This window comes from Sporosarcina contaminans, assembly GCF_042679045.1.
Taxonomy (GTDB): domain Bacteria; phylum Bacillota; class Bacilli; order Bacillales_A; family Planococcaceae; genus Sporosarcina; species Sporosarcina contaminans.
The window spans coordinates 165984-189328 of record NZ_JBHTLT010000016.1; the positions used below are offsets into that span (position 1 = coordinate 165984).

Annotated in this window: 18 protein-coding genes; all 18 read left to right on the forward strand. The window is 40.8% G+C overall.

What is annotated here, in order from left to right; translation table 11 throughout:
• Positions 1–87 precede the first annotated feature (87 nt).
• The 18 genes from rpsO (at position 88) to ymfI (ending at position 23114) form a co-directional block, all read left to right on the forward strand.
• On the forward strand, positions 88–357 hold the full coding sequence (rpsO, locus tag ACFQ38_RS03485) for a 30S ribosomal protein S15 (protein ID WP_239429857.1): 270 nt from the start codon (positions 88–90) through the stop codon (positions 355–357).
• 331 nt (positions 358–688) lie between these two features.
• Complete coding sequence (gene pnp, locus ACFQ38_RS03490; protein ID WP_336822515.1) at positions 689–2809, forward strand: polyribonucleotide nucleotidyltransferase; 2121 nt, start codon at positions 689–691, stop codon at positions 2807–2809.
• Positions 2810–3070: 261 nt separating this feature from the next.
• A complete protein-coding gene (locus tag ACFQ38_RS03495; protein ID WP_336822516.1) occupies positions 3071–4294 on the forward strand; it encodes a M16 family metallopeptidase in 1224 nt (407 codons plus the stop codon).
• A gap of 96 nt (positions 4295–4390) precedes the next feature.
• A complete protein-coding gene (locus ACFQ38_RS03500; protein WP_336822517.1) occupies positions 4391–4666 on the forward strand; it encodes a YlmC/YmxH family sporulation protein in 276 nt (91 codons plus the stop codon).
• Positions 4653–5432 (forward strand): dipicolinate synthase subunit A, encoded by a 780-nt coding sequence (locus ACFQ38_RS03505; protein WP_381479796.1) that lies wholly within the window; start codon positions 4653–4655, stop codon positions 5430–5432. Before ACFQ38_RS03500 ends, ACFQ38_RS03505 begins: the two co-directional genes overlap by 14 nt.
• A gap of 19 nt (positions 5433–5451) precedes the next feature.
• Positions 5452–6042 carry a dipicolinate synthase subunit B gene (locus ACFQ38_RS03510; protein WP_336822519.1) on the forward strand — a complete coding sequence of 197 codons (591 nt, stop codon included), beginning with the start codon at positions 5452–5454 and terminating at the stop codon, positions 6040–6042.
• Between the two features lie 157 nt (positions 6043–6199).
• Positions 6200–7234 carry an aspartate-semialdehyde dehydrogenase gene (locus tag ACFQ38_RS03515; RefSeq protein ID WP_381479797.1) on the forward strand — a complete coding sequence of 345 codons (1035 nt, stop codon included), beginning with the start codon at positions 6200–6202 and terminating at the stop codon, positions 7232–7234.
• A 67-nt stretch (positions 7235–7301) separates the two neighbouring features.
• Complete coding sequence (dapA, locus tag ACFQ38_RS03520) at positions 7302–8192, forward strand: 4-hydroxy-tetrahydrodipicolinate synthase (RefSeq protein WP_336822521.1); 891 nt, start codon at positions 7302–7304, stop codon at positions 8190–8192.
• 988 nt (positions 8193–9180) lie between these two features.
• Complete coding sequence (locus tag ACFQ38_RS03525) at positions 9181–10848, forward strand: ribonuclease J (protein ID WP_336822522.1); 1668 nt, start codon at positions 9181–9183, stop codon at positions 10846–10848.
• Between the two features lie 448 nt (positions 10849–11296).
• Complete coding sequence (locus ACFQ38_RS03530) at positions 11297–13636, forward strand: DNA translocase FtsK (protein WP_381479798.1); 2340 nt, start codon at positions 11297–11299, stop codon at positions 13634–13636.
• Between the two features lie 321 nt (positions 13637–13957).
• Positions 13958–14686 (forward strand): GntR family transcriptional regulator, encoded by a 729-nt coding sequence (locus ACFQ38_RS03535; RefSeq protein WP_381479799.1) that lies wholly within the window; start codon positions 13958–13960, stop codon positions 14684–14686.
• A gap of 162 nt (positions 14687–14848) precedes the next feature.
• On the forward strand, positions 14849–15919 hold the full coding sequence (locus ACFQ38_RS03540) for a BMP family lipoprotein (protein ID WP_336822524.1): 1071 nt from the start codon (positions 14849–14851) through the stop codon (positions 15917–15919).
• A 165-nt stretch (positions 15920–16084) separates the two neighbouring features.
• The gene (locus tag ACFQ38_RS03545) at positions 16085–17638 is read left to right on the forward strand and encodes an ABC transporter ATP-binding protein (protein ID WP_381479801.1); all 1554 of its coding nucleotides are present in this window, start codon (positions 16085–16087) and stop codon (positions 17636–17638) included.
• Positions 17628–18674, forward strand: a complete 1047-nt coding sequence (locus ACFQ38_RS03550; protein ID WP_336822526.1) for an ABC transporter permease — start codon at positions 17628–17630, stop codon at positions 18672–18674. The genes ACFQ38_RS03545 and ACFQ38_RS03550 overlap by 11 nt, the downstream gene beginning before the upstream one ends.
• Position 18675: 1 nt before the next feature.
• Positions 18676–19641: an ABC transporter permease gene (locus ACFQ38_RS03555; RefSeq protein WP_336822527.1), complete on the forward strand. Its 966-nt coding sequence runs from the start codon at positions 18676–18678 to the stop codon at positions 19639–19641.
• Positions 19642–19814: 173 nt separating this feature from the next.
• Positions 19815–21080, forward strand: coding sequence for an EF-P 5-aminopentanol modification-associated protein YfmF (yfmF, locus tag ACFQ38_RS03560; protein ID WP_381479802.1), 1266 nt, complete (start codon positions 19815–19817; stop codon positions 21078–21080).
• A 4-nt stretch (positions 21081–21084) separates the two neighbouring features.
• Positions 21085–22383 carry an EF-P 5-aminopentanol modification-associated protein YfmH gene (gene yfmH / locus ACFQ38_RS03565; protein ID WP_381479803.1) on the forward strand — a complete coding sequence of 433 codons (1299 nt, stop codon included), beginning with the start codon at positions 21085–21087 and terminating at the stop codon, positions 22381–22383.
• Positions 22384–22385: 2 nt separating this feature from the next.
• Positions 22386–23114 (forward strand): elongation factor P 5-aminopentanone reductase, encoded by a 729-nt coding sequence (ymfI, locus tag ACFQ38_RS03570; protein WP_336822530.1) that lies wholly within the window; start codon positions 22386–22388, stop codon positions 23112–23114.
• The last annotated feature ends 231 nt before the right edge of the window (positions 23115–23345 follow it).

Here is a 23345-nt window from a genome sequence, read left to right on the forward strand (position 1 = left end):
AAAAAACACAAACCTTTCCTTGGCAAGCCGAATCACCAACGATTGCTAGGGATTTGGGGATATTTATTTTTTAGGAGGTGAAAAAGGATGGCAATTACTCAAGAGCGTAAACATGAATTGATTAATGAATTCAAAACGCATGAAAACGACACAGGATCTGCTGAAGTACAGATCGCTATCCTTACGGAAGAGATCAACAACTTGAACAATCATCTACGTACGCATAAGAAAGATCACCACTCTCGTCGTGGTCTTTACAAAATGGTCGGTACACGTCGTAGACTTCTTAAGTACCTACGTGAAACTGATGTTCAACGTTACCGTGATCTTATTGCAAAACTCGGCCTTCGCCGTTAATAAGATGTATACGAGGAGCGGGCTTTGCCCGCTCTTTTTAATGTTTGCAATAACCGGTCCATGAATGGTTAACAGTAGCGGCGAAAACCAATCTTTTGCCATTCCACTCATTCAGCGCCGCCTTTTAAAAACTTAAAGATATATTTCGCATAACCTTTGCTTTTTTGATACACTACTAGTTAATACATACTTCATATGCAGTCCATCCGTCGGGTTCACCATCTTTTCGGCCTTTGATAGGATATGGGCTGAATTGTAGTTGTTTGGAATATAGCCGAACCTTGAAAAAGGAGGCTTTGCCGAATTACGTTTATTAGAGAGGAGTACCACAATGACAGAACAGAAAAAGGTGTATACATTTGATTGGGCGGGAAGACCGCTTACAATCGAAACTGGCCAGCTTGCCAAACAAGCAAACGGGGCTGTATTAGTGCGCTATGGTGAAACGACGGTATTATCTACGGCGACCGCCTCGAAAAATCCAAAAGCGCTTGATTTCTTCCCATTGACAGTTAACTATGAGGAACGTCTATATGCGGTAGGAAAAATTCCAGGAGGTTTCATTAAACGTGAAGGCCGTCCATCCGAAAAAGCCGTATTGACAAGCCGTTTGATCGACCGTCCGATCAGACCATTGTTTGCTGACGGATTCCGCAATGATGTACAAGTGATTTCACTTGTGATGTCTGTCGATCAAAACTGCTCTTCTGAAATGGCAGCGATGCTTGGATCGTCGCTTGCATTGTCAATTTCAGATATTCCATTCGAAGGTCCGATTGCTGGAGTTCAAATCGGTAGAATCGATGGTCAATTTATTATCAACCCAACACCTGAACAGCTTGAAGTGAGCGAGTTGGATTTGGTTGTAGCTGGCACAAAAGATGCCATTAATATGGTTGAAGCAGGTGCAAAAGAAGTTGAAGAGGCCACAATGCTGGAAGCAATCATGTTTGGCCACGAACAAATTATTAAGCTCATTGAATTCCAAGAACAAATTGTCGCAGAAGTTGGCAAGGAGAAAATGGAAATTGAATTATTTGAATTGGACAAGGAGCTTTTAGAGGAAATTAAATCTGATTGTGAAGCAGATCTAATTAAAGCAATTCAAACTGAAGAAAAACATGCACGTGAAGATGCAATCAATGCGGTGAAGGAACAAGTCATTGAGAAATATACAAATGACGATACGGATGAAGAGACTGTTAAACAAGTGAAAAGCATATTGGATCACCTAGTAAAAGAAGAAGTCCGCCGATTGATTACCGATGAAAAAATTCGTCCGGATGGCCGTGGCTTGGACGAAATTAGGCCACTCTCTTCTGAAGTAGGAATTTTGCAGCGCACGCATGGATCAGGGCTCTTTACGCGAGGACAAACACAAGCACTTAGCGTATGTACATTAGGCGCCCTTGGCGAAGTTCAAATCATTGATGGCTTAGGCTTGGAAGAATCCAAACGTTTTATGCATCATTATAATTTCCCGAATTTCAGTGTTGGTGAAACTGGACCGATCCGTGGACCTGGCCGCCGCGAAATTGGACACGGTGCTTTAGGAGAACGAGCATTAGAAGCTGTTATTCCTGATGAGAAAGAGTTCCCATACACAATCCGTTTAGTTGCAGAAGTTTTAGAATCCAATGGATCATCGTCACAAGCTTCGATCTGTGCTTCGACAATGGCTATGATGGATGCAGGAATTCCGATCAAGGCACCAGTTGCAGGTATTGCGATGGGTCTTGTAAAACGTGAAGAAAATTATTCAATCCTTTCAGATATCCAAGGAATGGAAGACCATTTAGGCGATATGGACTTCAAAGTTGCCGGTACAGAAAAAGGCATAACAGCATTACAAATGGATATTAAAATCGAAGGTTTGTCGAAGCAAATATTGGAAGAAGCGTTGGCACAGGCGAAAGTCGGCAGAATGAAAATTTTAAACCATATGCTTTCTACAATATCAACACCTCGTGGACAGCTTTCGAAATATGCGCCAAAGATCATTATGATTCGCATTAATCCGGATAAAATCCGTGATGTAATCGGACCAGGCGGAAAAGTGATTAATAAAATCATTGAAGAAACGAATGTTAAAATCGATACGGAACAAGACGGTACGATTTATATTTCTTCCCCGGATTCGGAAATGAACGAGAAGGCGAAGAAAATGATTGAAGACATCGTCCGTGAAGCGAAAGTTGGGGAATACTATTTAGGGAAAGTGAAACGTATTGAAAAATTCGGTGCATTCCTTGAAATCTTCCCTGGCAAAGACGGACTTCTTCATATTTCAGAAATTCAAGAAGAACGTACGAAAGCAGTAGAAGATGTCCTTAAAATGGGTGATGAATTACTTGTGAAAGTTATTGAAATCGACAATCAAGGCCGCGTAAATCTTTCTCGTAAAGTAGTGCTTAAAGAACAAAAAGAAGCGGCGGAAAAAGAAGGAAAGTAATATAGCTTGTATTGGAAAGCCCCTCTTTGCGATTGCGAAGATGGCGGCTTTTTTTAGCTTAATCGCGAAAGTCACTTCTTTTACATGAGTTGCGCTAAACTATTTTTTATTTAATTGAGCGGAATAGGCTGAAAAAAGAAACACTATACTTGATTTGCAAAGCAATGGTTTGCGTAAAGTTCGAACCGCTCGATGATCAATTGAATGCTTATTTCAGTGCATGCTCATGATCTATTTGGACAAAGTCGGGGGGAAATTGAAATGATTCATAAATATACTTGTCAAAATGGCGTAAGAGTCGTCTTGGAAAAAATGCCATATGTTCGTTCAGTCGCTATCGGTATATACGTTAAAGCAGGTTCTGTAAATGAAACGGAAGCGGAATGGGGACTATCCCATTTCATCGAACATATGCTATTTAAGGGTACTTCAACACGCAGTGCAAAAATGATTGCTGAGCAATTTGATCGCATGGGCGGTGATTTGAACGCTTATACAGCAAAAGAGATGACCTGTTTTTACACAACGGTATTGGACTATCATGCAGAACAGGCAATCGACATCCTATCGGATATGCTGTTTCATTCCAACTTTGATGAGGTGGAAATAGAAAAAGAGAAATCGGTCATCTTAGAAGAAATTGCGTCGATTGAAGATACCCCTGATGACGATGTAGATGAAAGACTTTGGACACAAATGTATGCAGATCATCCGATTGGAAAGTCTATTGGCGGCACAGCTGAGACAATTGGTTCATTTGACCGTAATTCAATAAAAAATTTCATGGAACGACACTATACACCTGATAAGATTGTTATTTCAATAGCAGGCAATTACGACGATCGTTTGTTAAAGAGGATTGAATCACTTTTTGGTTCAACAGATGCACATCAAAAGCAAAACAATTCAAACGAAGCTGTTCGTATACCGAACTTTCATAGCGGAATTACTTCGAAAAGAAAAGAAATTGAGCAGGCGCATATTAGCATTGGTTATCCAGGTTTGTCAATTAAAGATGAAAAGCTGCACGATCTCATTTTGCTCGATAGCATCGTTGGAGGAACAATGTCATCCAGGCTGTTCCAAGAGATTAGAGAAGACAAGGGGTTAGCTTATACAGTATTCTCTTATTATTCTTCCTACACATCTATCGGTTCCTTCGTCATTTACGCTGGAACGAATCCTGAAAACGTAGATAAAATGATGGAGTCAATCGACCGAATTGTTATGGATACTCAAAGGGATGGCGTGACGGAAGAGGAATTGTCCAACGCAAAAGAACAGTTAAAAGGAAGCTTTATCTTAGGTTTAGAAAGTTCAGAAGCAATAATGCATAGAAATGGAAGAAACGAACTAATTTTAGGAGAACACAAATCAGTTCGTGAAGTCGTGGAACTGATCGACCGGGTGAATCTTGCCGATGTCGGTAAGATGGCTTATGAAATGTTCCGAAAGGATCGGGCGGTTTCTATAATTGCACCGTAAGTATGAACGGCATGTATTCCATTGTACTGTACTGTTTCAGACAGTTTTCATTATCTCGATTCATAGAATGGAAAAAACGGTTGAAAGGGGAAAGGGATGCTATTATCCGAAATGGCACTAAAAGAGCTTATCCAAGTGGAAGAAGGGGTTCGATACGGTTTTTTGGCAGACACAGATTTGATTTTCAACCGTAAAACCGGCGAAATTATCGGTTTTGAGGTGAAAAAGAAATTCAGCCGTCTGCCTTTCAGAAACCGCGAGCAGGAGTCTGTTGAATTTATTCCTTGGAGTGAGATTGTGTTGATTGGGGAACATCGTATTTTGTTCGGGAAAACACATAGTTTGGGGGATTTCGATCTTGACGACAATTAAAGGGAACTGGCTATTCATCGGCACAGATCAGCGAATGCTTGAAGGAAACAGCATTATGAACGAAATTGGATACCCTTCTTATCACTACAATGGAGATGAAATGTCAGAGGAACTACAAAAGCTTTTGCAGGAAGTAAAACCAGATCATCTCGTCTTTCCTATACTGCAAATGAAATCACAAATCCCTATAGAATTATTGAACAAGACTGCAAAGCTTTATGTCGGTGTCACCTCGGATGACTGGCTTTCTCCTTATAGGCTGGCAGGTTTTGAAATTTTTCATTACTTAAAAGAAGTTCGATTCATTTGGGAAAATGCACGATTGACAGCAGAAGCATTTATACAGGAATATTTTACGGATACGAAAAGTGCTATCGCAGGGACGCATTTTTATATTGCCGGCTTCGGACGGGTTGGTAAAATGACAGCAGAAGTCCTCACTTCACTTGGCGGATCGGTAACAATTCTTGTTCGATCAGATGAACAATTAGGAGAGGCCGAGGCGTTCCGTTATGGAACGGAGCGTCTTGCTGAAGAACCATTTAGATCAGATGGCATATTAATAAATACGATTCCAGCAAAATGGTTAGAGGTTGAAGAAGGCTCCACATTACGTATATTTGACCTATCATCGGCGCCCGGATGCCTAAAGGACAATTCCCCGGATGAATACTATACAATACATCTCGGATTGCCTGGGAAACACTTTCCTGTCGATGCCGCGAGGGCTTTGACAAAAGCGATTCTGAGGATGAATAGTGGATGAGAGGGGAACTCTATATAAAATGTTACAAGGGAAACGCGTTGGATTAGGCATTACAGCATCCCACTGCACGTATGATCAAATTTTGCCGGTCATCAGTTCGCTGCAAGAAAATGGTGCTACTGTTGTACCGGTCATTACCCATTCCGTTTTGACCGCGGCTACCAGATTTGGAACTGGAGAGGAATGGATTGAAAGAATTGAAAAGGCGACAGGAGAAAAGGTCATTTCGACAATTGTTGGAGCTGAGCCATTCGGCCCTTCCACACCTGTCGATATTATGATCATCGCTCCGATGACCGGAAATTCCATGAGCAAATTTGCGAACGCTGCAACTGACTCGCCTGTTTTAATGGCGGCAAAAGCGACGCTGCGCAATGGCAATCCGGTGTTAATTGGCATATCTACAAACGATGCTTTAGGATTAAACGGAATGAATCTCATGAAGCTTCTAAACACAAAAAATATTTTCTTTATCCCTTTCGGACAGGATGACCCACATAAAAAACCGAACTCATTAATCTCCGATTTTTCCTTAATGGTGCCAGCAGCAGCGGCAGCCCTCAAAAAACAACAACTTCAGCCAATTTTAATTATTCATGAAGCAAAGTAAAAATACAAAGCACAGACTTTTTTTATATGTTATAATTCCTCCAATGAACACTATAGGTTCAATGGAAAAAGTGCATTAACCTTTAAAAAGAATCTGCATAAATTCTTGTTATCATGTATTTTTATCCGCATATGAACCAATTGAAAGGGAGATAGAGATGAAGAAAGAGAATCTAAATGTTGCAATCGTCGGAGCTACAGGAGCTGTAGGAACTAAAATTCTTGAGAAATTAATTGAACGGAATTTTCCTGTAAAGTCAATAAAGATGTTAGCTTCCAAACGCTCAGCTGGCACAGAAATTGTCGCTGGAGGAAAATCATACGTCGTAGAAGAAACTGTGCCGGAGTCGTTTGAAAATGTGGACATTGCTTTCTTCAGTGCAGGGGGAGCTATCTCAAAAATGTTTGCACACGAAGCTGTCAAACGCGGGGCGGTCGTGATTGATAATACGAGTGCTTTCCGAATGGATAAAGATATTCCGCTCGTTGTACCTGAAGTGAATGCACATGTTCTTCAAGAACATGCCGGCATTATTGCTAACCCGAATTGCTCGACCATTCAAATGGTAGCCGCGCTGCAACCTTTAAAAGAAAAATTCGGCATTAGCAGAATTATTGTATCAACTTATCAGGCGGTCTCCGGTGCAGGAGCAGAAGCGATAGAGGAATTGGAAAAGCAGAGCGGACAATTTAACGACCGTGCAAATATTCAAGCGGAACTGCTGCCAAGTGCTTCCGCTGAACGCCATTATCCAATCGCTTTTAACGCAATTCCACAAATTGATCTGTTCGATGAGTCAGGGTTTACACTGGAAGAGTTAAAAATGATGAATGAAACGAAAAAGATTTTCGGTGATGATCAAATGTCTGTTACGGCAACATGTGTCCGTTTACCTGTCGTCACAGGGCATTCCGAGTCAGTTTATGTTGAATTAGAGGAAGAAGGTATAACGGTTGAAGAACTAAAATCCGCAATGGAAAATGCCAAGGGAGTAATAGTTCAAGATGACCCGTCAAGCCAATCGTATCCAATGCCATTATATGCCGAAGGGAAAGATGAAGTTTTCGTCGGCCGGATTCGAAAAGATCCACAACATAATAAAGGGTTCCATATGTGGATCGTATCCGATAATTTATTAAAGGGCGCTGCTTTGAACTCAGTGCAAATCGCGGAGCAATTGGTCCAATCGTAAAAAAGAGCTTGGTTGCATGAGGTCGAATAGGCGTGCGCCTTCACTACATTGAAAAGGAATGGTCAGATTGGAACTTGGGCAAATAGGTACAGCTATGGTCACGCCTTTTTCAGAAGAAGGTAGCATCGACCGAGACTTATTAGAGAAGCTGATTGAACATTTAATCGGTAGTGGAACAGATTCACTTATCGTTTGTGGAACTACAGGTGAATCACCTACGTTAAATCATGCCGAAAAGGCGGTTTTGTTTGCATCCGCGATTGAAATCGTCAATGGCCGTATTCCGGTAATTGCAGGAACTGGAACATTTAATACGGCAGAAACGATAAAATTAACGAAAACTGCCGAATCACTTGGAGCGGACGGCATTATGCTAGTGACGCCGTATTACAATAAGCCAGACCAAAAAGGAATGTATGCTCATTTCTCACATATAGCAAAGGAAACGGAACTTCCGTTGCTCCTTTATAACATACCTGGAAGATCGGCAGTCAATATGCTTCCCGAAACGGTCATTGCACTTTCTAAATTGAAAAATATTCGGGCTGTGAAAGAAGCAAGCGGCAGTCTTGATCAGATGGCAGAAATTATTACGAAAACGGATAGTGGTTTTAAAGTATATAGTGGGGATGATGCTTTGACATTACCATTGCTTTCCATTGGAGGAGAAGGTGTCATTTCTGTAGCTTCCCATGTAGTTGGCAATGAAATGCAACAAATGATCAATGCTTTTAAAAGCGGAAATACGAAGGAAGCAGCTAAGATTCATCGAATATTGCTGCCGTTGTTTCATGCCGTCTTTTCTGCCCCTAATCCTATACCGATCAAATATGCACTTCAAAAAATCGGTATCGAAACTGGAGGTGTCCGACTCCCTTTAATGTCTAATGGAGAAGGGGCAGCTGAATTTGATCAAGTTTGGGATGCTTTTCAAAAACAAATGAAGTTGGAGCATTAATAATGGCCGATAAACTTTAACGGATTCGGTTGATGGGAAAAAGCCCCAGTAAACGACTGAATGAGCGTATGATTAGTAAACGAATTGACAGTTTATATAAAAATGCCCAGGCTTTTAGGCCTGAGCATTTTTATTATTCAGCATTAGGTTGCAGTAGGAAATAAAGCTATAATCCATACGATTAAAATGAATGAAGCAGTCAACCAAAAAGTATTAGCAACAGTTGGCTGTTCATTTTTAATTTTCTTAATCACTTCAACAAGGTTAAGACAAAAAATAATACCCAAGATAGGCATACCCAAAAGAACCTATATACGCAAGTATAAAATAAATGACATCCAATGAATATCTCCTTCCGACAGGAATCAGTCATTCCATCAAACTGGCTGGGTTTGTTGAATTAGCCGTCCTCTTGTATCTTTATTTTAACACAATATCATTTGCTCTCAGCATTGTATTTAGTAATTCCAAAACACTCTTACAACCTCAAAATAACAAACCCATAACATCGCAAAAGCTATGAGCTGTTGTTAATTGTAATTCTATTCTATTGTTATTTTCTACAAAAATTGTTTTTAAAATTAGTATAACAACAAAAATGGGAAGGCAATCCAAATGTGAATTGTGTCCCTATTTGCTATGCAATTTATCGTTTTCTCCCCGTGTATCGAACCCGGTAGGTAAACTTGCCGCTTTTTTTGTTTGTATAGAACGGGTAATCTCCCGTATAATGAATCATAGTGTTGTGGACGGGAATTCATAATGGAAAGAAAATAATTGATTGTTAAAAAGACAAAAATAGTACAAACTGCATTCACACTCATCTCGACACGTGCAGGGTGGGAGATTTGTGTTGAATAAACAGAATTGAAATAGTAAAGGCGATGATGAAAAATAGATCGGTTATCGCCATTCTTTACGTATGCATACATAGACCGTTACTATATTCAACACGAGTCTTCTTGAACAAAGTATAGGAGGAAACAATGTGACAAAAACAAAAAACGAACTGATTAAAGTAATCCCATTAGGCGGGGTAGGAGAGATCGGAAAGGCAATGTATGTCATCGAGATTGACGATGAAATGTTTATTGTCGATGCCGGTCTTATGTTTCCCGAAGGAGAGATGTTAGGGATTGACATCGTTATACCGGATATGACGTATATCGAAGAAAATAAAGACCGTGTAAAAGGAATCTTTTTGACGCATGGTCACGAAGATGCAATTGGCGCAATTGCCTACTTACTGCAAAAAGTGCAAGCGCCCGTATATGGTTCGAAATTGACATTAGCGTTAGCAAAAGAACATTTGAAAGCGATGCCTGCCCCTTCAAATGTGAAATTTTTTGAAGTTACGAATAAAAGCAGGATGAATTTTAAACGTACGCATGTGACGTTTTTCCATACGACACATAGCATTCCGGACTCGTTAGGAATTGTGTTCCATACGAGCGAAGGAGCAATTGTCCATACTGGTGAATTTAAATTTGACCAATCTGCTAAAGGAAAGTACCGCCCTGATTTGGCCAAAATGGCTGCCTTAGGAGAGGAAGGCGTTTTCCTCCTTCTTTCTGATTCAACAGAAGCAGAACGACCTGGATATACCACTTCTGAATCTGTCATCGAAAAACAGCTATCGAAAACTTTCTATAGCGCTGAAGGTAGAATCCTTGTTGCACTGTATGCATCAAACTTCATACGTATTCAACAAGTGTTTGATAAAGCAAAAGAAACGAACAAGAAAGTTGCTGTCGTCGGAAAAAGTCTAGAAAGCTATTTTGAAGTTGGAATGCGATTAGGCTATTTGGAAGTTGACGAAGAGATGGTTATACCTGTTAAACAAATTGGGAAATATCAAGATGAAGAAATTGTTATTATCGTTACAGGCAATAAAGGCGAGCCTCTTGATGCACTTGAAAAGATCGTCGATAAATTCCATAAAGATATTCAAATCAAAGAAACGGATACTGTTTTAATTACATTTACGCCGTCTCCAGGTATGGAAGTATCCATGTACCAAGTTGCGAACGAACTTGCAAAAGCGGGAGCGAATGTCATGACTTCATCGCGTAATGTGCATGTATCAGGACATGGCAGCCAAGAGGATCTTAAGCTAATGCTCAACCTGATGAAGCCTGACTATTTTATTCCGATTCAAGGGGAATATAAAATGCTGATCGCTCATTCTAAGGTGGCACAGCAAATAGGATTGCATAAATCCCAGATTTTCATCGCGGACAAAGGCGACATTGTTGAATATAAAAATAATAAGATGAGAATGAGTGGCCGGGTACAGGCAGGTAATGTGTTGATCGATGGAATTGGTGTCGGTGACGTTGGCAATATCGTATTGCGCGACCGGAAACTGCTCTCCCAAGATGGCATATTCACTGTCGTCATTACGCTAAGCCGTAAGCAAAAACGAATTGCAGCAGGTCCGGAAATTGTCTCCAGAGGTTTTGTCTACGTAAGAGAATCAGAGGAGCTTTTGGATGAATCCAAAAAGTTAGTCCGAAAGATTGTCGAGAAACATGTGAATAAAGATACGTTTGAATGGACAAACATAAAGCAAGAGATCAGAGACACACTCAGCTCCTATCTATTCCAACAAACAAAAAGAAGACCAATGATCATCCCGATTATTATGGAATATTAAAAACAAGAGCGGAGAACGCCGTTAAGCCTCGACAGGCGCTGGAAGGCTTGAACATAAGGCGCTTTTTGCCTTATGTTTCAAGACTGAAGCGACCCGAGAGGCTGGCGTTCGGAGTCTGGATGATAACAAAAGCGGAGAGGGGCGTTTAGCTCCGACAGGCGTTGGCCGACTAAGAGCGCCGCGTCCTGCGGCAACGTCGGCACTAATACGTCCTGTATGTCGGAAGATAGGAAACTAAGGCGCTTTTTGCCTTAGCTTCCTATCTGAAACGACCCGAGGAGCTGCCCCTCGGAGCTGGATGATACCAAAAGCGGAGAGGGGCGCTTAGCTCCGACAGGCGTTGCCAATGTGGAGAGAGGTAGTAACAAATGTAATGTAGAACGCGAAAAAAAGGATTTCCATGCCGACCGAACGGCGGGAAGTCCTTTTTCTGAAAGGAGGAGAAAACATGTCGAAAAAAACGAAGAAGAAAAAGAAGAAGGTAGCCGCTAAAAAGAAAAAGGATATAGGGGTTTCCCCGCTCGTTTATGAAGTTGGCGGTTTAACGATGATTGGTTTAGCAATTATTATCATTTTTGAATTTGGCATCGTCGGTAGAGGTCTTTCTTCTTTTGCTAGACTATTATTAGGTAATTGGCATGGAGCGATCGCTTTTTTATTAATCGTACAGGCATTGCTATTCATGGTGAAACGGAAAGCGATTGGATGGACGAACAGAATTGTAGGAGGCAGTTTGTTTATACTCGCAAGTCTACTTCTTTTCAGCCATATTTATTTATTCAAAGAGCTTTATGAAAGTAAAGTGCTCATGTCGAATTCATCGTTTAAGGAAACGTGGAAAGTGTTAGTGACAAATGGAGGCATCGCGAATAGGAATAGTACATTAGGTGGCGGAATGGTAGGCGCCTTGCTATTTGCTCTCTTCCATTCTTTATTCGATTCAGCTGGCGCGACTGTCGCTGGTGTTCTTTTGCTATTAATTGGAATCGTATTGTTAACTGGAAAAGCGTTCGTACCATACATTTTAGAATATTATCCTAAAGCTGTTGAATCAATGAAAGGATTGATCAGCAAAAAAGAACCGAAAAAAGCCCCTATTAAAAGCAATCATACAATGTCGAGGTCTAATCGCTCTAAGCTGAAAGCATCGGAACAACAAGAAGAGCAACCTGTCATGGTAGAAGATCATGAAGAGGTGATTTCACAACCGATCATTTCTGCATTCAATGAGCAAATTGAAAAAAAGTCATCGGATGAACAAGCGGCAGTTGCTGAAACCGAATTTGCGAAGGAAGAAGTAGAAGAGAAGGCGAATCCTGAGTATACAGGAGTTTCAGGAGAAGAAGAAAATACTTCATACGTATTGCCTCCCGCATCATTGCTGCGTGATACGCCGGCAAATGATCAGTCTGCAGAATATGATTCAATACAAGCGAATGCACAAAAGTTAGAAAGGACTTTTTTAAGCTTTGGTGTTAAGGCAAGAGTGACACAAGTCCACTTAGGGCCAGCAGTTACAAAATATGAAGTACTTCCCGATACTGGTGTTAAGGTGAGTAGGATCGTCAGCTTGTCCGACGATATTGCATTAGCTTTAGCTGCAAGTGATATTCGGATCGAAGCGCCGATACCTGGTAAATCTGCAGTAGGAATTGAAGTACCGAATCATTCGGTAGCAGTAGTCAGTCTAAGAGAAGTAATTGAAGCGAAAGAAAATAATAAGCCGAATTCGAAATTAATGATTGCCCTTGGAAGAGATGTCACTGGGAAAGCGATGATGGCAGAATTAAATAAAATGCCGCACGTTTTAGTAGCAGGATCGACTGGAAGCGGGAAAAGTGTGTGCATAAATGGCATCATCGTCAGTATTTTATTGAGAGCGAAACCGCATGAAGTAAAAATGATGATGATCGATCCGAAAATGGTAGAGCTCAATGTGTACAATGGAGTTCCGCATTTATTGGCCCCTGTTGTGACTGACCCGAGAAAGGCGTCGCAGGCGCTAAAAAAAGTAGTAGCCGAAATGGAACGGCGATATGAACTTTTCTCCCATACGGGAACCCGCAATATAGAAGGGTATAACGATCATATTGAACAGTGGAATGAAGAAAATGATGAAAAACATCCACGCATGCCATACATCGTAGTGATCGTCGATGAGCTTGCTGATTTAATGATGGTTGCTTCAAGCGATGTTGAGGATTCCATTACTCGGTTGGCTCAAATGGCGAGAGCCGCAGGAATTCATTTAATAATTGCAACGCAAAGACCGAGCGTAGATGTAATTACAGGTATTATTAAAGCGAATATACCTTCAAGGATTGCATTCGCAGTTTCATCAGCGGTAGATTCACGCACGATTTTGGATGGCTCGGGTGCTGAAAAACTATTAGGAAGAGGGGATATGCTCTTTTTACCTGCAGGTGCTTCGAAGCCGGTAAGGATTCAAGGTGCGTTTGTTTCGGACAACGAAGTTGAGGCAGTAGTAGATTTTGTAATTGAACAGCAGAAGGCACAATACCAAGAAGAAATGATTCCTTCTGAAGTTGAAGATGCGCCGGCATATGAAGAAACGGATGAATTGTATGATGATGCGGTCCAATTAGTGTTGGAAATGCAGACAGCTTCAGTCTCTATGCTTCAGCGAAGATTTAGGATCGGCTATTCAAGAGCAGCGCGCATCGTCGACCAGATGGAGGCAAGGGGAGTTGTTGGGCCGCCTGAAGGTAGTAAGCCGAGACAGGTATTATTAACCAGGGAAGAAGCCGAAAACTCAATAAGAGCGTGACGAAAATCGCACATTTTTTATTTTGATTTGTCTGATTTGAAATTACGCTATTTATTTTGCAGGATGAAGATGATATAGTATGGATGATTAGTAGTAATGTTACACATCAGATGTCCAACATCTGGAATATGATTCAGTAAAAAATGAGAAGTTTTAAATCAGTATGGCTCATTTACGAATCGATGTGTAAGCTACCTACGTGATATTCAAGATGCATCTTCATTTTGCAAAGAACGTAGGTCAAGGAAAAACGACATAATGTCGGCTCGATTATCTGATGCAATTATGTTAGGACGTAATTGTTTTAAAGGGGGGATTGCATTGACGGTGAAGACAGATCAACGGCATTTATATGTGCAGGTGATTGAAAGGCTCAAAGCGGATATTGAGTCTGGTATCTTCAAGGAAAATGAGAAGTTCCCTTCAGAGTTTGAATTAGCTCGCATGTTAGGGGTAAGCCGTGCAACATTGCGAGAAGCTTTGCGCGTTTTGGAAGAAGATAAGATTATTATCCGTAAGCATGGCGTTGGTACGTTTGTGAATCCAAAGCCATTATTCTCTTCGGGAATTGAGCAATTATCCAGTGTCTCATCAATGATTCGTGATGCAGGAATGGTGCCGGGCACAATTTTTATGGAAGTCCATGAAGATTGTCCGAATGATGAAATGATTGCGAAATTTGATTGCACGGCTAATGATAGTCTTGTTACAATTAAGAGAGTCAGAACTGCAGACGGTGAACCAGTCGTTTACTGCATCGATCATGTACTCTCGAAAAATCTTCCTTCAGGCGCAGATTTCCTGTTAAATGAATCGATTTTCGATTCGATTGAAAAGACAGGTGATATCCGCATAGTACAAGCAGTCGCAAATATCGAGCCTGTCGGCTATGATGACGAAGCATCCGCAATTCTTAGATGCGGTGTCGATGTTCCGCTATTAGTCTTGCTTCAGTGTCATTATAGTGCGGATGGTGAAATGGTTCTTTATTCTAAAAACTATTTCAGGGCCGATAAATTCAGTTTTCATGTTGTACGAAAAAGGGTATAAGATGTGTTTGAAAAGTACACATACTATAAGGCTATGAATGGTGAGATAGTAAAGCATCATCATATGTTTTTGAAAATTGTCAGTGCTTTTTAAACAATCTTTAATAGACGTATCTACGTCATTTTTATACCAAATTATAAAAAAATAGGGAGGGTCCAAACAGTGAGCAAACGTAAATATGGACTTGCGTTATCATTGGTTCTTGCAGCTGGTACATTACTTGGTGCATGTGGAACGGACAAAGAAAAAGACAAAGAAGGTTCTTCATCTTCAGATGGCGGCAACACATCTGATTTTTCTGTTGCGATGGTGACGGATGTTGGCGGTGTTGACGACAAATCCTTCAACCAATCAGCTTGGGAAGGGATTCAAAAATTCGGAGAAGAGAACAACTTGTCTGAAGGAGATGGCGGATACGCTTACCTTCAATCGAAAGACGATTCAGACTACATTCCGAACTTGAATGCGCTTACTCGCCGTGATTTCGACTTAGTTTACGGAGTAGGTTACTTAATGGAGGATGCAATCGATACAGTTGCATCTCAGCAAAAAGATACAAACTATGCAATCATCGATGGTGAAGTTGACCAGCCGAACGTTGCGAACGTTTTGTTCAAAGAACAGGAAGGTGCATTCCTTGCTGGAGTAGCAGCTGCGTTAATGACGAAAACTGATAAAATCGGCTTCGTAGGCGGTATTGAGATTCCGGTAATCGAGCGTTTCGAGGCTGGCTTCGTTGCTGGTGTCGCTGCGGTTAAACCTGACATTAAAGTAGATGTGAAGTATACAGGCGCATTCGACAAAGCAGAACTTGGTAAAGCAGAAGCAGGACGCATGTACTCTTCAGGTGTGGACATCATTTTCCATGCTGCTGGCGGTACTGGTAATGGTGTATTTGCAGAAGCTAAGGAACGTAAAGAAGCAGACAAAGATGCAAATGTTTGGGTAATCGGGGTTGACTCCGACCAGTATGACGAAGGTCAAGTTGGCGGTGAAAACATCACGCTTACTTCTATGCTAAAACGCGTTGACAATGCAGTTCAAGAAATTTCTAAGTTGGCGAAAGATGGGAAATTCCCTGGCGGAGAAACATTAGTATTCGGTCTTGCTGATGATGGTGTAGCCCTTGCTGATTCTCGCGGTGCGATTCCACAAGAAGTTTTGGACCAAATCGAAGAATATAAGCAAAAAGTAATCAACGGTGAAATTGAAGTTCCTGAATTTGCTAAATAAGAAACAGTTCACAATCTTTATAAGGGCCGGTTCGTCCGGCCTTTCTTTATGAATTGCTCCACCTTCTAAATTAATAGAGTAAAAGATTTTTCATACGAATAATCTTTTATTGTATTAATTTTTTCAAATTATGAAATGAAATATTGACGTTAGGAAGTGAATCCATTGGAATATGTCATCGAGATGCTAAATGTTTCCAAAAAATTCGGTAACTTTTATGCGAATGACAATATTACCTTGCAGTTGAAAAAGGGAGAAATCCATGCACTATTAGGTGAAAATGGTGCTGGGAAATCAACGATGATGAACGTTTTGTTTGGTCTTTACCAGCCTGATGGAGGGGAAATTCGCGTTCACGGAAAGAAAGTCGATATTTCGAATCCAAACGTTGCGAATGATTTAGGCATCGGAATGGTTCACCAACACTTTATGCTGGTAGAAAATTTGACGGTTACAGAAAACATCATTTTAGGCAGTGAGCCGGCGAAAATGGGAACGGTAAAAATTAAAGCCGCAGCGAAAAAAGTTGCTGAAATATCAAAGCTTTATGGTTTAAATGTCGATCCGTATGCAAAAATCGAAGATATTTCTGTCGGAATGCAGCAACGTGTAGAAATTTTAAAAACACTATACCGTGGTGCAGAAATTCTTATTTTCGATGAACCGACTGCTTCATTAACCCCACAGGAAATTCAAGAACTGATAGCAATTATGAAAAAACTGATTACTGAAGGGAAATCGATCATCCTTATAACGCATAAGCTACAAGAAATTATGGATGTTTCGGACCGTGTCACTGTAATTCGAAAAGGAAAAGGAATCGGAACGGTCATCACTTCTGAATCAAATCCAGAAGAGTTAGCAACTTTGATGGTCGGAAGACAAGTTACATTCAAAACAGAGAAGCAACCTCCAAATCCGACAGAAGAAGTTTTGCAGATTGAGAATTTAGTAGTTGCGGACAACAGAGGCATAGATAGAGTGAAGAAATTGAATCTTTCTGTTCGCCGCGGAGAAATTGTCGGTCTTGCAGGAATTGACGGCAATGGTCAATCGGAGCTGATTGAAGCAATTGCTGGGCTTAGAAAAGTGAAAAGTGGAAAAATCACATTGAACAATATAGATATTACAGGCAAAAAGCCGCGTCAAATTACAGAGTCCGGATTGGGTCATATCCCACAAGATCGTCATAAGCATGGTTTAGTACTTGATTTTTCAGTGGGCTATAATGCGGCATTGCAGGAATACTATCGCGAGCCCTATTCGAAAAATGGCATCATGAATTATCAAGTCATTTCGAAAAAAGCGAAAGAAATCATCGAAGAGTACGATGTGAGAACCCAAGGAGAACACGAATTGGCAAGGGCTCTTTCAGGTGGAAATCAGCAGAAATTGATTATTGGCCGTGAAATTTCCCGGGGTCCTGATTTACTTATAGCGGCATTGCCAACACGTGGATTAGACGTAGGGGCAATTGAATTCATTCATAAACGGTTAATCGAACAACGGGATAATGGAAAAGCAGTTTTTCTAATTTCGTTTGAGTTGGATGAAGTAATGAATGTTTCGGATCGGATTGCGGTCATTCATGATGGACATATCGTGGACACTGTCATTCCTGCTGAAACAAATGAGCAGGAGTTGGGATTATTGATGGCAGGCCATTCAATAAAAGAAAAGGGACAGATGAAAGAAGGTGTAGATCGAAATGTCGAATAAGGTCATCAATATTTTAGTGCCGATCATTTCGATCATCTTAGGACTACTTGTAGGCGCAATTGTCATGCTATTTAGTGGTTTTGATCCGATGAGTGGTTACGCTGCGCTTTGGAATGGAATATTCGGGGATGTCTATGCAATTGGTGAAACGATACGCCAAATTAGTCCTTATATACTTGCGGGACTCGCGGTAGCGTTCGCATATCGAACAGGCTTGTTCAATATTGGTGTAGAAGGACAGTTGATCGTCGGATGGTTTGCTGCTGCATATGTAGGTATGGCATTTGAACTGCCAATGTTTATTCATTTGCCGTTATCATTATTGGCAGCCGCGGCGGCTGGTGCGTTATGGGGACTTATCCCTGGGGTATTAAAAGCGACATTGCGTGTCCATGAAGTAATCGTAACGATTATGATGAACTATATTGCGCTTCACGTTGTCAATGCACTAATCAAAACGGTTTCAGATGGTGGATTTAAAACAGATAAAATTCAGCCAACAGCTTCACTAAGATCTGATTTTCTATCCAATTTAACGGATTATTCAACGCTGCATTATGGAATCTTTGTTGCGCTTGCAATGGTTGTCGTTATGTGGTTTATTCTTGAAAAAACAAAAACGGGGTTCGAGCTGAAATCAGTTGGTTTTAATGATCATGCCTCTCAATATGCAGGTATGAACGTAAATAAAAATATTATATTGTCAATGGTCATATCAGGAGCATTTGCCGGCCTAGCTGGTTCAATGGAAGCTTTAGGTACATTTGGGAATATGTCGTCTCGTGCCGGCTTCACAGGAATCGGTTTTGACGGCATAGCGGTTGCACTATTAGGTGCCAATTCACCGTTAGGCGTCATTTTCGGTGCATCGCTATTCGGTTCTTTGAAATACGGTGCAAACAATATGCCGAACGAAGCTGGTATTCCATTAGAAATTGTATCGATCGTCATAGCGCTTATCATATTCTTCGTTGCCTCGGGATATATAATCCGTGTCGGATTGCAGCGCTTGAATTCGAAAAAGGAGGCGAAATGATATGTCGTTTTTAGAAGTCCTTTATTTTATGATTCCAACGTCAATCGCATATGCCGCCCCTTTAATTTTCACGGCAATTGGAGGCGTATTCTCTGAACGATCTGGTGTCGTCAACATCGGCCTTGAAGGCTTGATGATCATGGGAGCATTCATCGGAATCGTGTTCAATTTATTTTATGTTGATGTGTTTGGTAGCTGGACGCCCTGGATTGCACTTTTAGTAGCAATGATTGTTTCAGCGATATTCTCCATGATGCATGCGGTAGCATCGATTTCATTCCGTGCTGACCAAGTCGTTTCCGGTGTCGCAATTAACATGTTAGGGCTTGCTGTAGCATTGTTCTCTGTGAAAATGATTTTCGGAAAAGGACAAACGGATTTTATTCAACAAAAGATTCCGCGCGTCAACATTCCTTTGCTGCAAGATATTCCGGTCATTGGTCCAATGTTCTTCAAATCGGTGTACGGAACCTCAGTTTTAGCTATAGCGGTTGCAATTGTAGCTTGGTTCATTATTTATAAAACACCATTCGGATTGCGCTTACGTTCAGTCGGTGAACACCCGATGGCTGCAGATACAATGGGGATCAACGTCAATAGAGTGCGCTATTTGGCAGTTATTATTTCTGGTGGTCTTGCTGGTATCGGCGGGGCGGTTTATTCGCAGACAATGACAGGAGACTTCGGACATGCAACAGTTAATGGTCAAGGATTTATGGCATTGGCTGCAATGATTTTTGGAAAATGGCATCCGATCGGAGCAATGGCAGCAGCGCTATTCTTCGGATTTGCGCAAGCATTGGCGATTACGGCAGGTTCCATCGAAGTGGATTTCATACAAAAAATTCCGACTGTCTATTTCCACATACTTCCTTATGTCTTAACAATCTTGGCGCTTGCAGGATTTATTGGCAAAGCAAATGCACCGAAAGCGAGTGGGACTCCATATATTAAAGGAAGCCGTTAATGATTTAATGAAAGCTGTTCGACAACTTTTTCACGTTGTTGAGCAGCTTTTCTTGTATATTACTGGAAAGTACAAGATTTTATTCGAAAATGCTTATATTTTGCCATCTCATTGTTAAGAAATGTATAGTGAAGAAGAGTGTTCGTATAATAAGGAAAAAAAGAGGTGCTCATATGTTCAAAAAAGTGGAGCTGCAAAAGGGAGTAACCGTTTACTTACGCAAAACTGAGCAATTTAAAACGATAACGATGTCAATTAAATGGAAGTCTGAACTAAATGAAAAGGCAGCGGCCTACAGAACGGTCTTATCAAATGTACTTCAAGACTCAAATGGGAAATATCGTACACAAAGCGAATTGAGAAAAGCGTTGGATGAGCTATATGGCACTGTCTTTTATATGGATAATGGGAAGCGTGGCCACTCTCATATCGTTTCTTTGAATATGGAATGTATAAATGATGAGTATTTAACGACGGAAGGTGTATTTGACGAGGCGTTGCAGCTAATGCATACAGTCGTATTCAGTCCGAATTTTGTCGATGGCGCTTTTGAACCTTCCGTTGTCGAGCGTGAAAAGCGAACTGTCATAGAGCGTATTCGTTCTGTTTATGATGATAAAACAAGGTATGCACAAAAGCGGATGCTCGAATTAATGCGACCGAACCACCCAGCTTCGATTTCGTCAAACGGCACGGAAGAGGATGTCCGTAGCCTTACTAGGGAAGCGCTGCTTTCTACATATGAAAGCATGTTGAATAAAGACGAAATTGATATTTATGTAGTTGGGGATATACAGGAAGAGGAGTTTATTGAAAAAATAAAATCGCTATTTCCATTTCAAGCAAGAGAGGTTGCTGAACGAAAAAGTAATGTTGTGCAGCATGAAAAAGGGGACGTACAGCAAGTATTTGAAAAGCAGGACATGAAGCAAGGGAAGCTGCAAGTCGGCTACAGCACTCCGATCACCTTCGATCATCCCGATTATGCAAAGATGGTCGTTACAAGTGGCGTATTAGGCGGTTTTGCGCATAGTAAATTATTCATGAATGTCCGTGAAAAAGAAAGTATGGCTTATACAATTAATAGCATCTACTCATCCCACTATGGAATTATGTATGTTTTGGCGGGAATTGATCCGGAGCTTGAGGAGAAAGCAGTGAAGTTAATCGGAGAACAAATAGATGCGCTGCGTAACGGCAACGTTACTCAAACGGAGTTGGATCAAACGGTCGGACTTCTATCGAATAGCATACGCAGTGCATTCGATTCTGCGAGGAGCCAAATTGAAGTATACGATCAATATAAGCGGCTAAGTGAAAATTTCACAGCAGAACAATTGATTGAAAAATGGCGATCCGTCACGATAGAAGATGTAAAAGAAATGGCTTCACAGCTTGAATTAGAGATCGTCTACTTGCTATCGGAAAGAGAGGCGTAAAGAGATGGAGAAAATCGTATTTGATAATTTGCAGGAATCACTTTTTCATGAACGGTTGGAGAATGGGTTAAATGTATATATACTTCCGAAAAAAGGATTCTCTAAAACGTATGTCACATTTACAACGAAATATGGTTCAATCGATCGGACTTTCATTCCGAGAGGAAAAGATGAATTTGTCACGGTTCCCGACGGCATCGCCCATTTCTTGGAGCATAAAATGTTTGACAAAGAGGAAGGGGACGTTTTTCAGAAGTTCAGTATGTTAGGGGCTTCTGCAAATGCGTTTACCTCTTTTACAAGAACATCTTATCTGTTTTCTACTACTGAAAAGTTATACGAAAATACAAAGGTATTATTGGATTTCGTTCAAGAGCCTTATTTTACAGAGCAGAAAACTGAAAAGGAAAAAGGAATTATTGCACAAGAAATTATGATGTATGACGACAATCCCGATTGGCGGAATTATTTCGGAGCAATCCAAAATTTATACGAAAATTATCCGGTCAATATTGATATTGCCGGAACGGTTGATACGATCCAAGAGATTACTGCAGATCATTTGTATGAATGCTATGAAACATTTTACCATCCTTCCAATATGACTGTATTTGTCATCGGAGCAGTTGATCCGGAGAAAATGATGAATTTCATTAAAGAGGATCAAAATGGGAAGGAATTTTCTGAGCCTGAAGAAATACAAAGAAAGTTCCCTGAAGAGCCTTCGACTGCTCATATCGCCGAAAGTACGGTTGAAATGGATGTATTGCGCCCAAAACTCAATTTTGGCATGAAATGTAACCGAGTGGATATCGAAGGGGATGAATTGCTGAAACAGGAATTGGCGCTAAACCTTGTCCTTGATATTCTTTTTGGTAGGTCTTCCGTTTTCTACAAAGAAGCATATGAGACTAATTTAATTGATGAAACTTATCAATATGATGTTTCATTGGAAAAAGGTTATGGATTTGCTATGGTGGGTTCAGATACTGATCATCCTGCTGAATTGGAAGCAGCAATTCGTAAAACACTTTCAGATCAAATCCAAGGCTGGACAATTCGTAGTGAAGATCTCGACCGTGCGCGTAAAAGAAAGATTGGACAATTCATGCGCTCATTAAATTCAATTGAATTCATCGCCAATCAGTTTACTCAATATAATTTCAATAAAATGAATTTATTTGATGTAGTGCCTACTCTTGAGCAGTTGTCACTGGAAGATTTGAAAGCAGCATTTGAAACGATTTCATCGGAAGAAGGCTATACAGTGATGAAAGTAGTCCCACCTTCAAAAGGAGAGTAACAATGAAGCGGTATGCTGTCGTTTTAGGTGCTTCTGGAGGTATAGGGATGGCGATTAGCCGTCGTCTTGCCAAAGAAGGTTGGTCGCTTTATTTGCATTATAATCGGAATGCTGATCAAGTGTTCGAGCTGCAGGCGGAATTATCTGCTCTTTATCCTACGAGTGAGTTTAAAGCAATACAAGCCAATTTCCTTTCTGAAGATGGAGCGGAGAAATTATATGCATTGGTCGGGCATGTTCAAGCCGTCATTGTATCTTCAGGGCAAGCAGTGATGAAGCTATTGACGGACACATCCATTGAAGAAATGGAAGCGTTATGGCGAGTGCATATGCAAAACCCTGCTGCTTTCATCGGCCTCGTTTCACCACAGCTTCGAAGTCATGACGTATCGTATGTTGTATTCATTGGTTCCATTTGGGGGAACACAGGTGCAGCCGGAGAAGTAATGTACTCTGCAGTTAAAGGGGCCCAGCATGCTTTCGTAAAGGCGTATGCCAAAGAAGCGGCCTATAATGGCACGAGAGTTAATGCAATTGCGCCAGGTTGGATCGAAACAACGATGAATGACGAGTTTTCTGAAGAGGATAAGCAAATAGTCATTGATCAAATTCCACTCCAAAAAACTGGAACTCCTGAACAAGTAGCAGATTTAGTCCAATTTTTGATTAGTGGAAATGCAGATTACATGACTGGAGAAATTATTAAGCTGAACGGCGGATGGTATATTTGATTTGTTTTTATGCAAGACATCTTATTTTAGGGAAGAGGGCCCTTCCCTTTTCCTTTTTTCCTTTTCATCGCATAAGGAATCCGCTATTATAGAACTAAGTTGTCTCTTATGCGTCCTATCATATGGAAGACTCCTCATTTCTATGAAATATACTATACCGTTAATGTTTTTCTTGCATTTGCGCTCATATAATTCATCTTGATTTCTTTACATAAATGACAAGAGATCGAA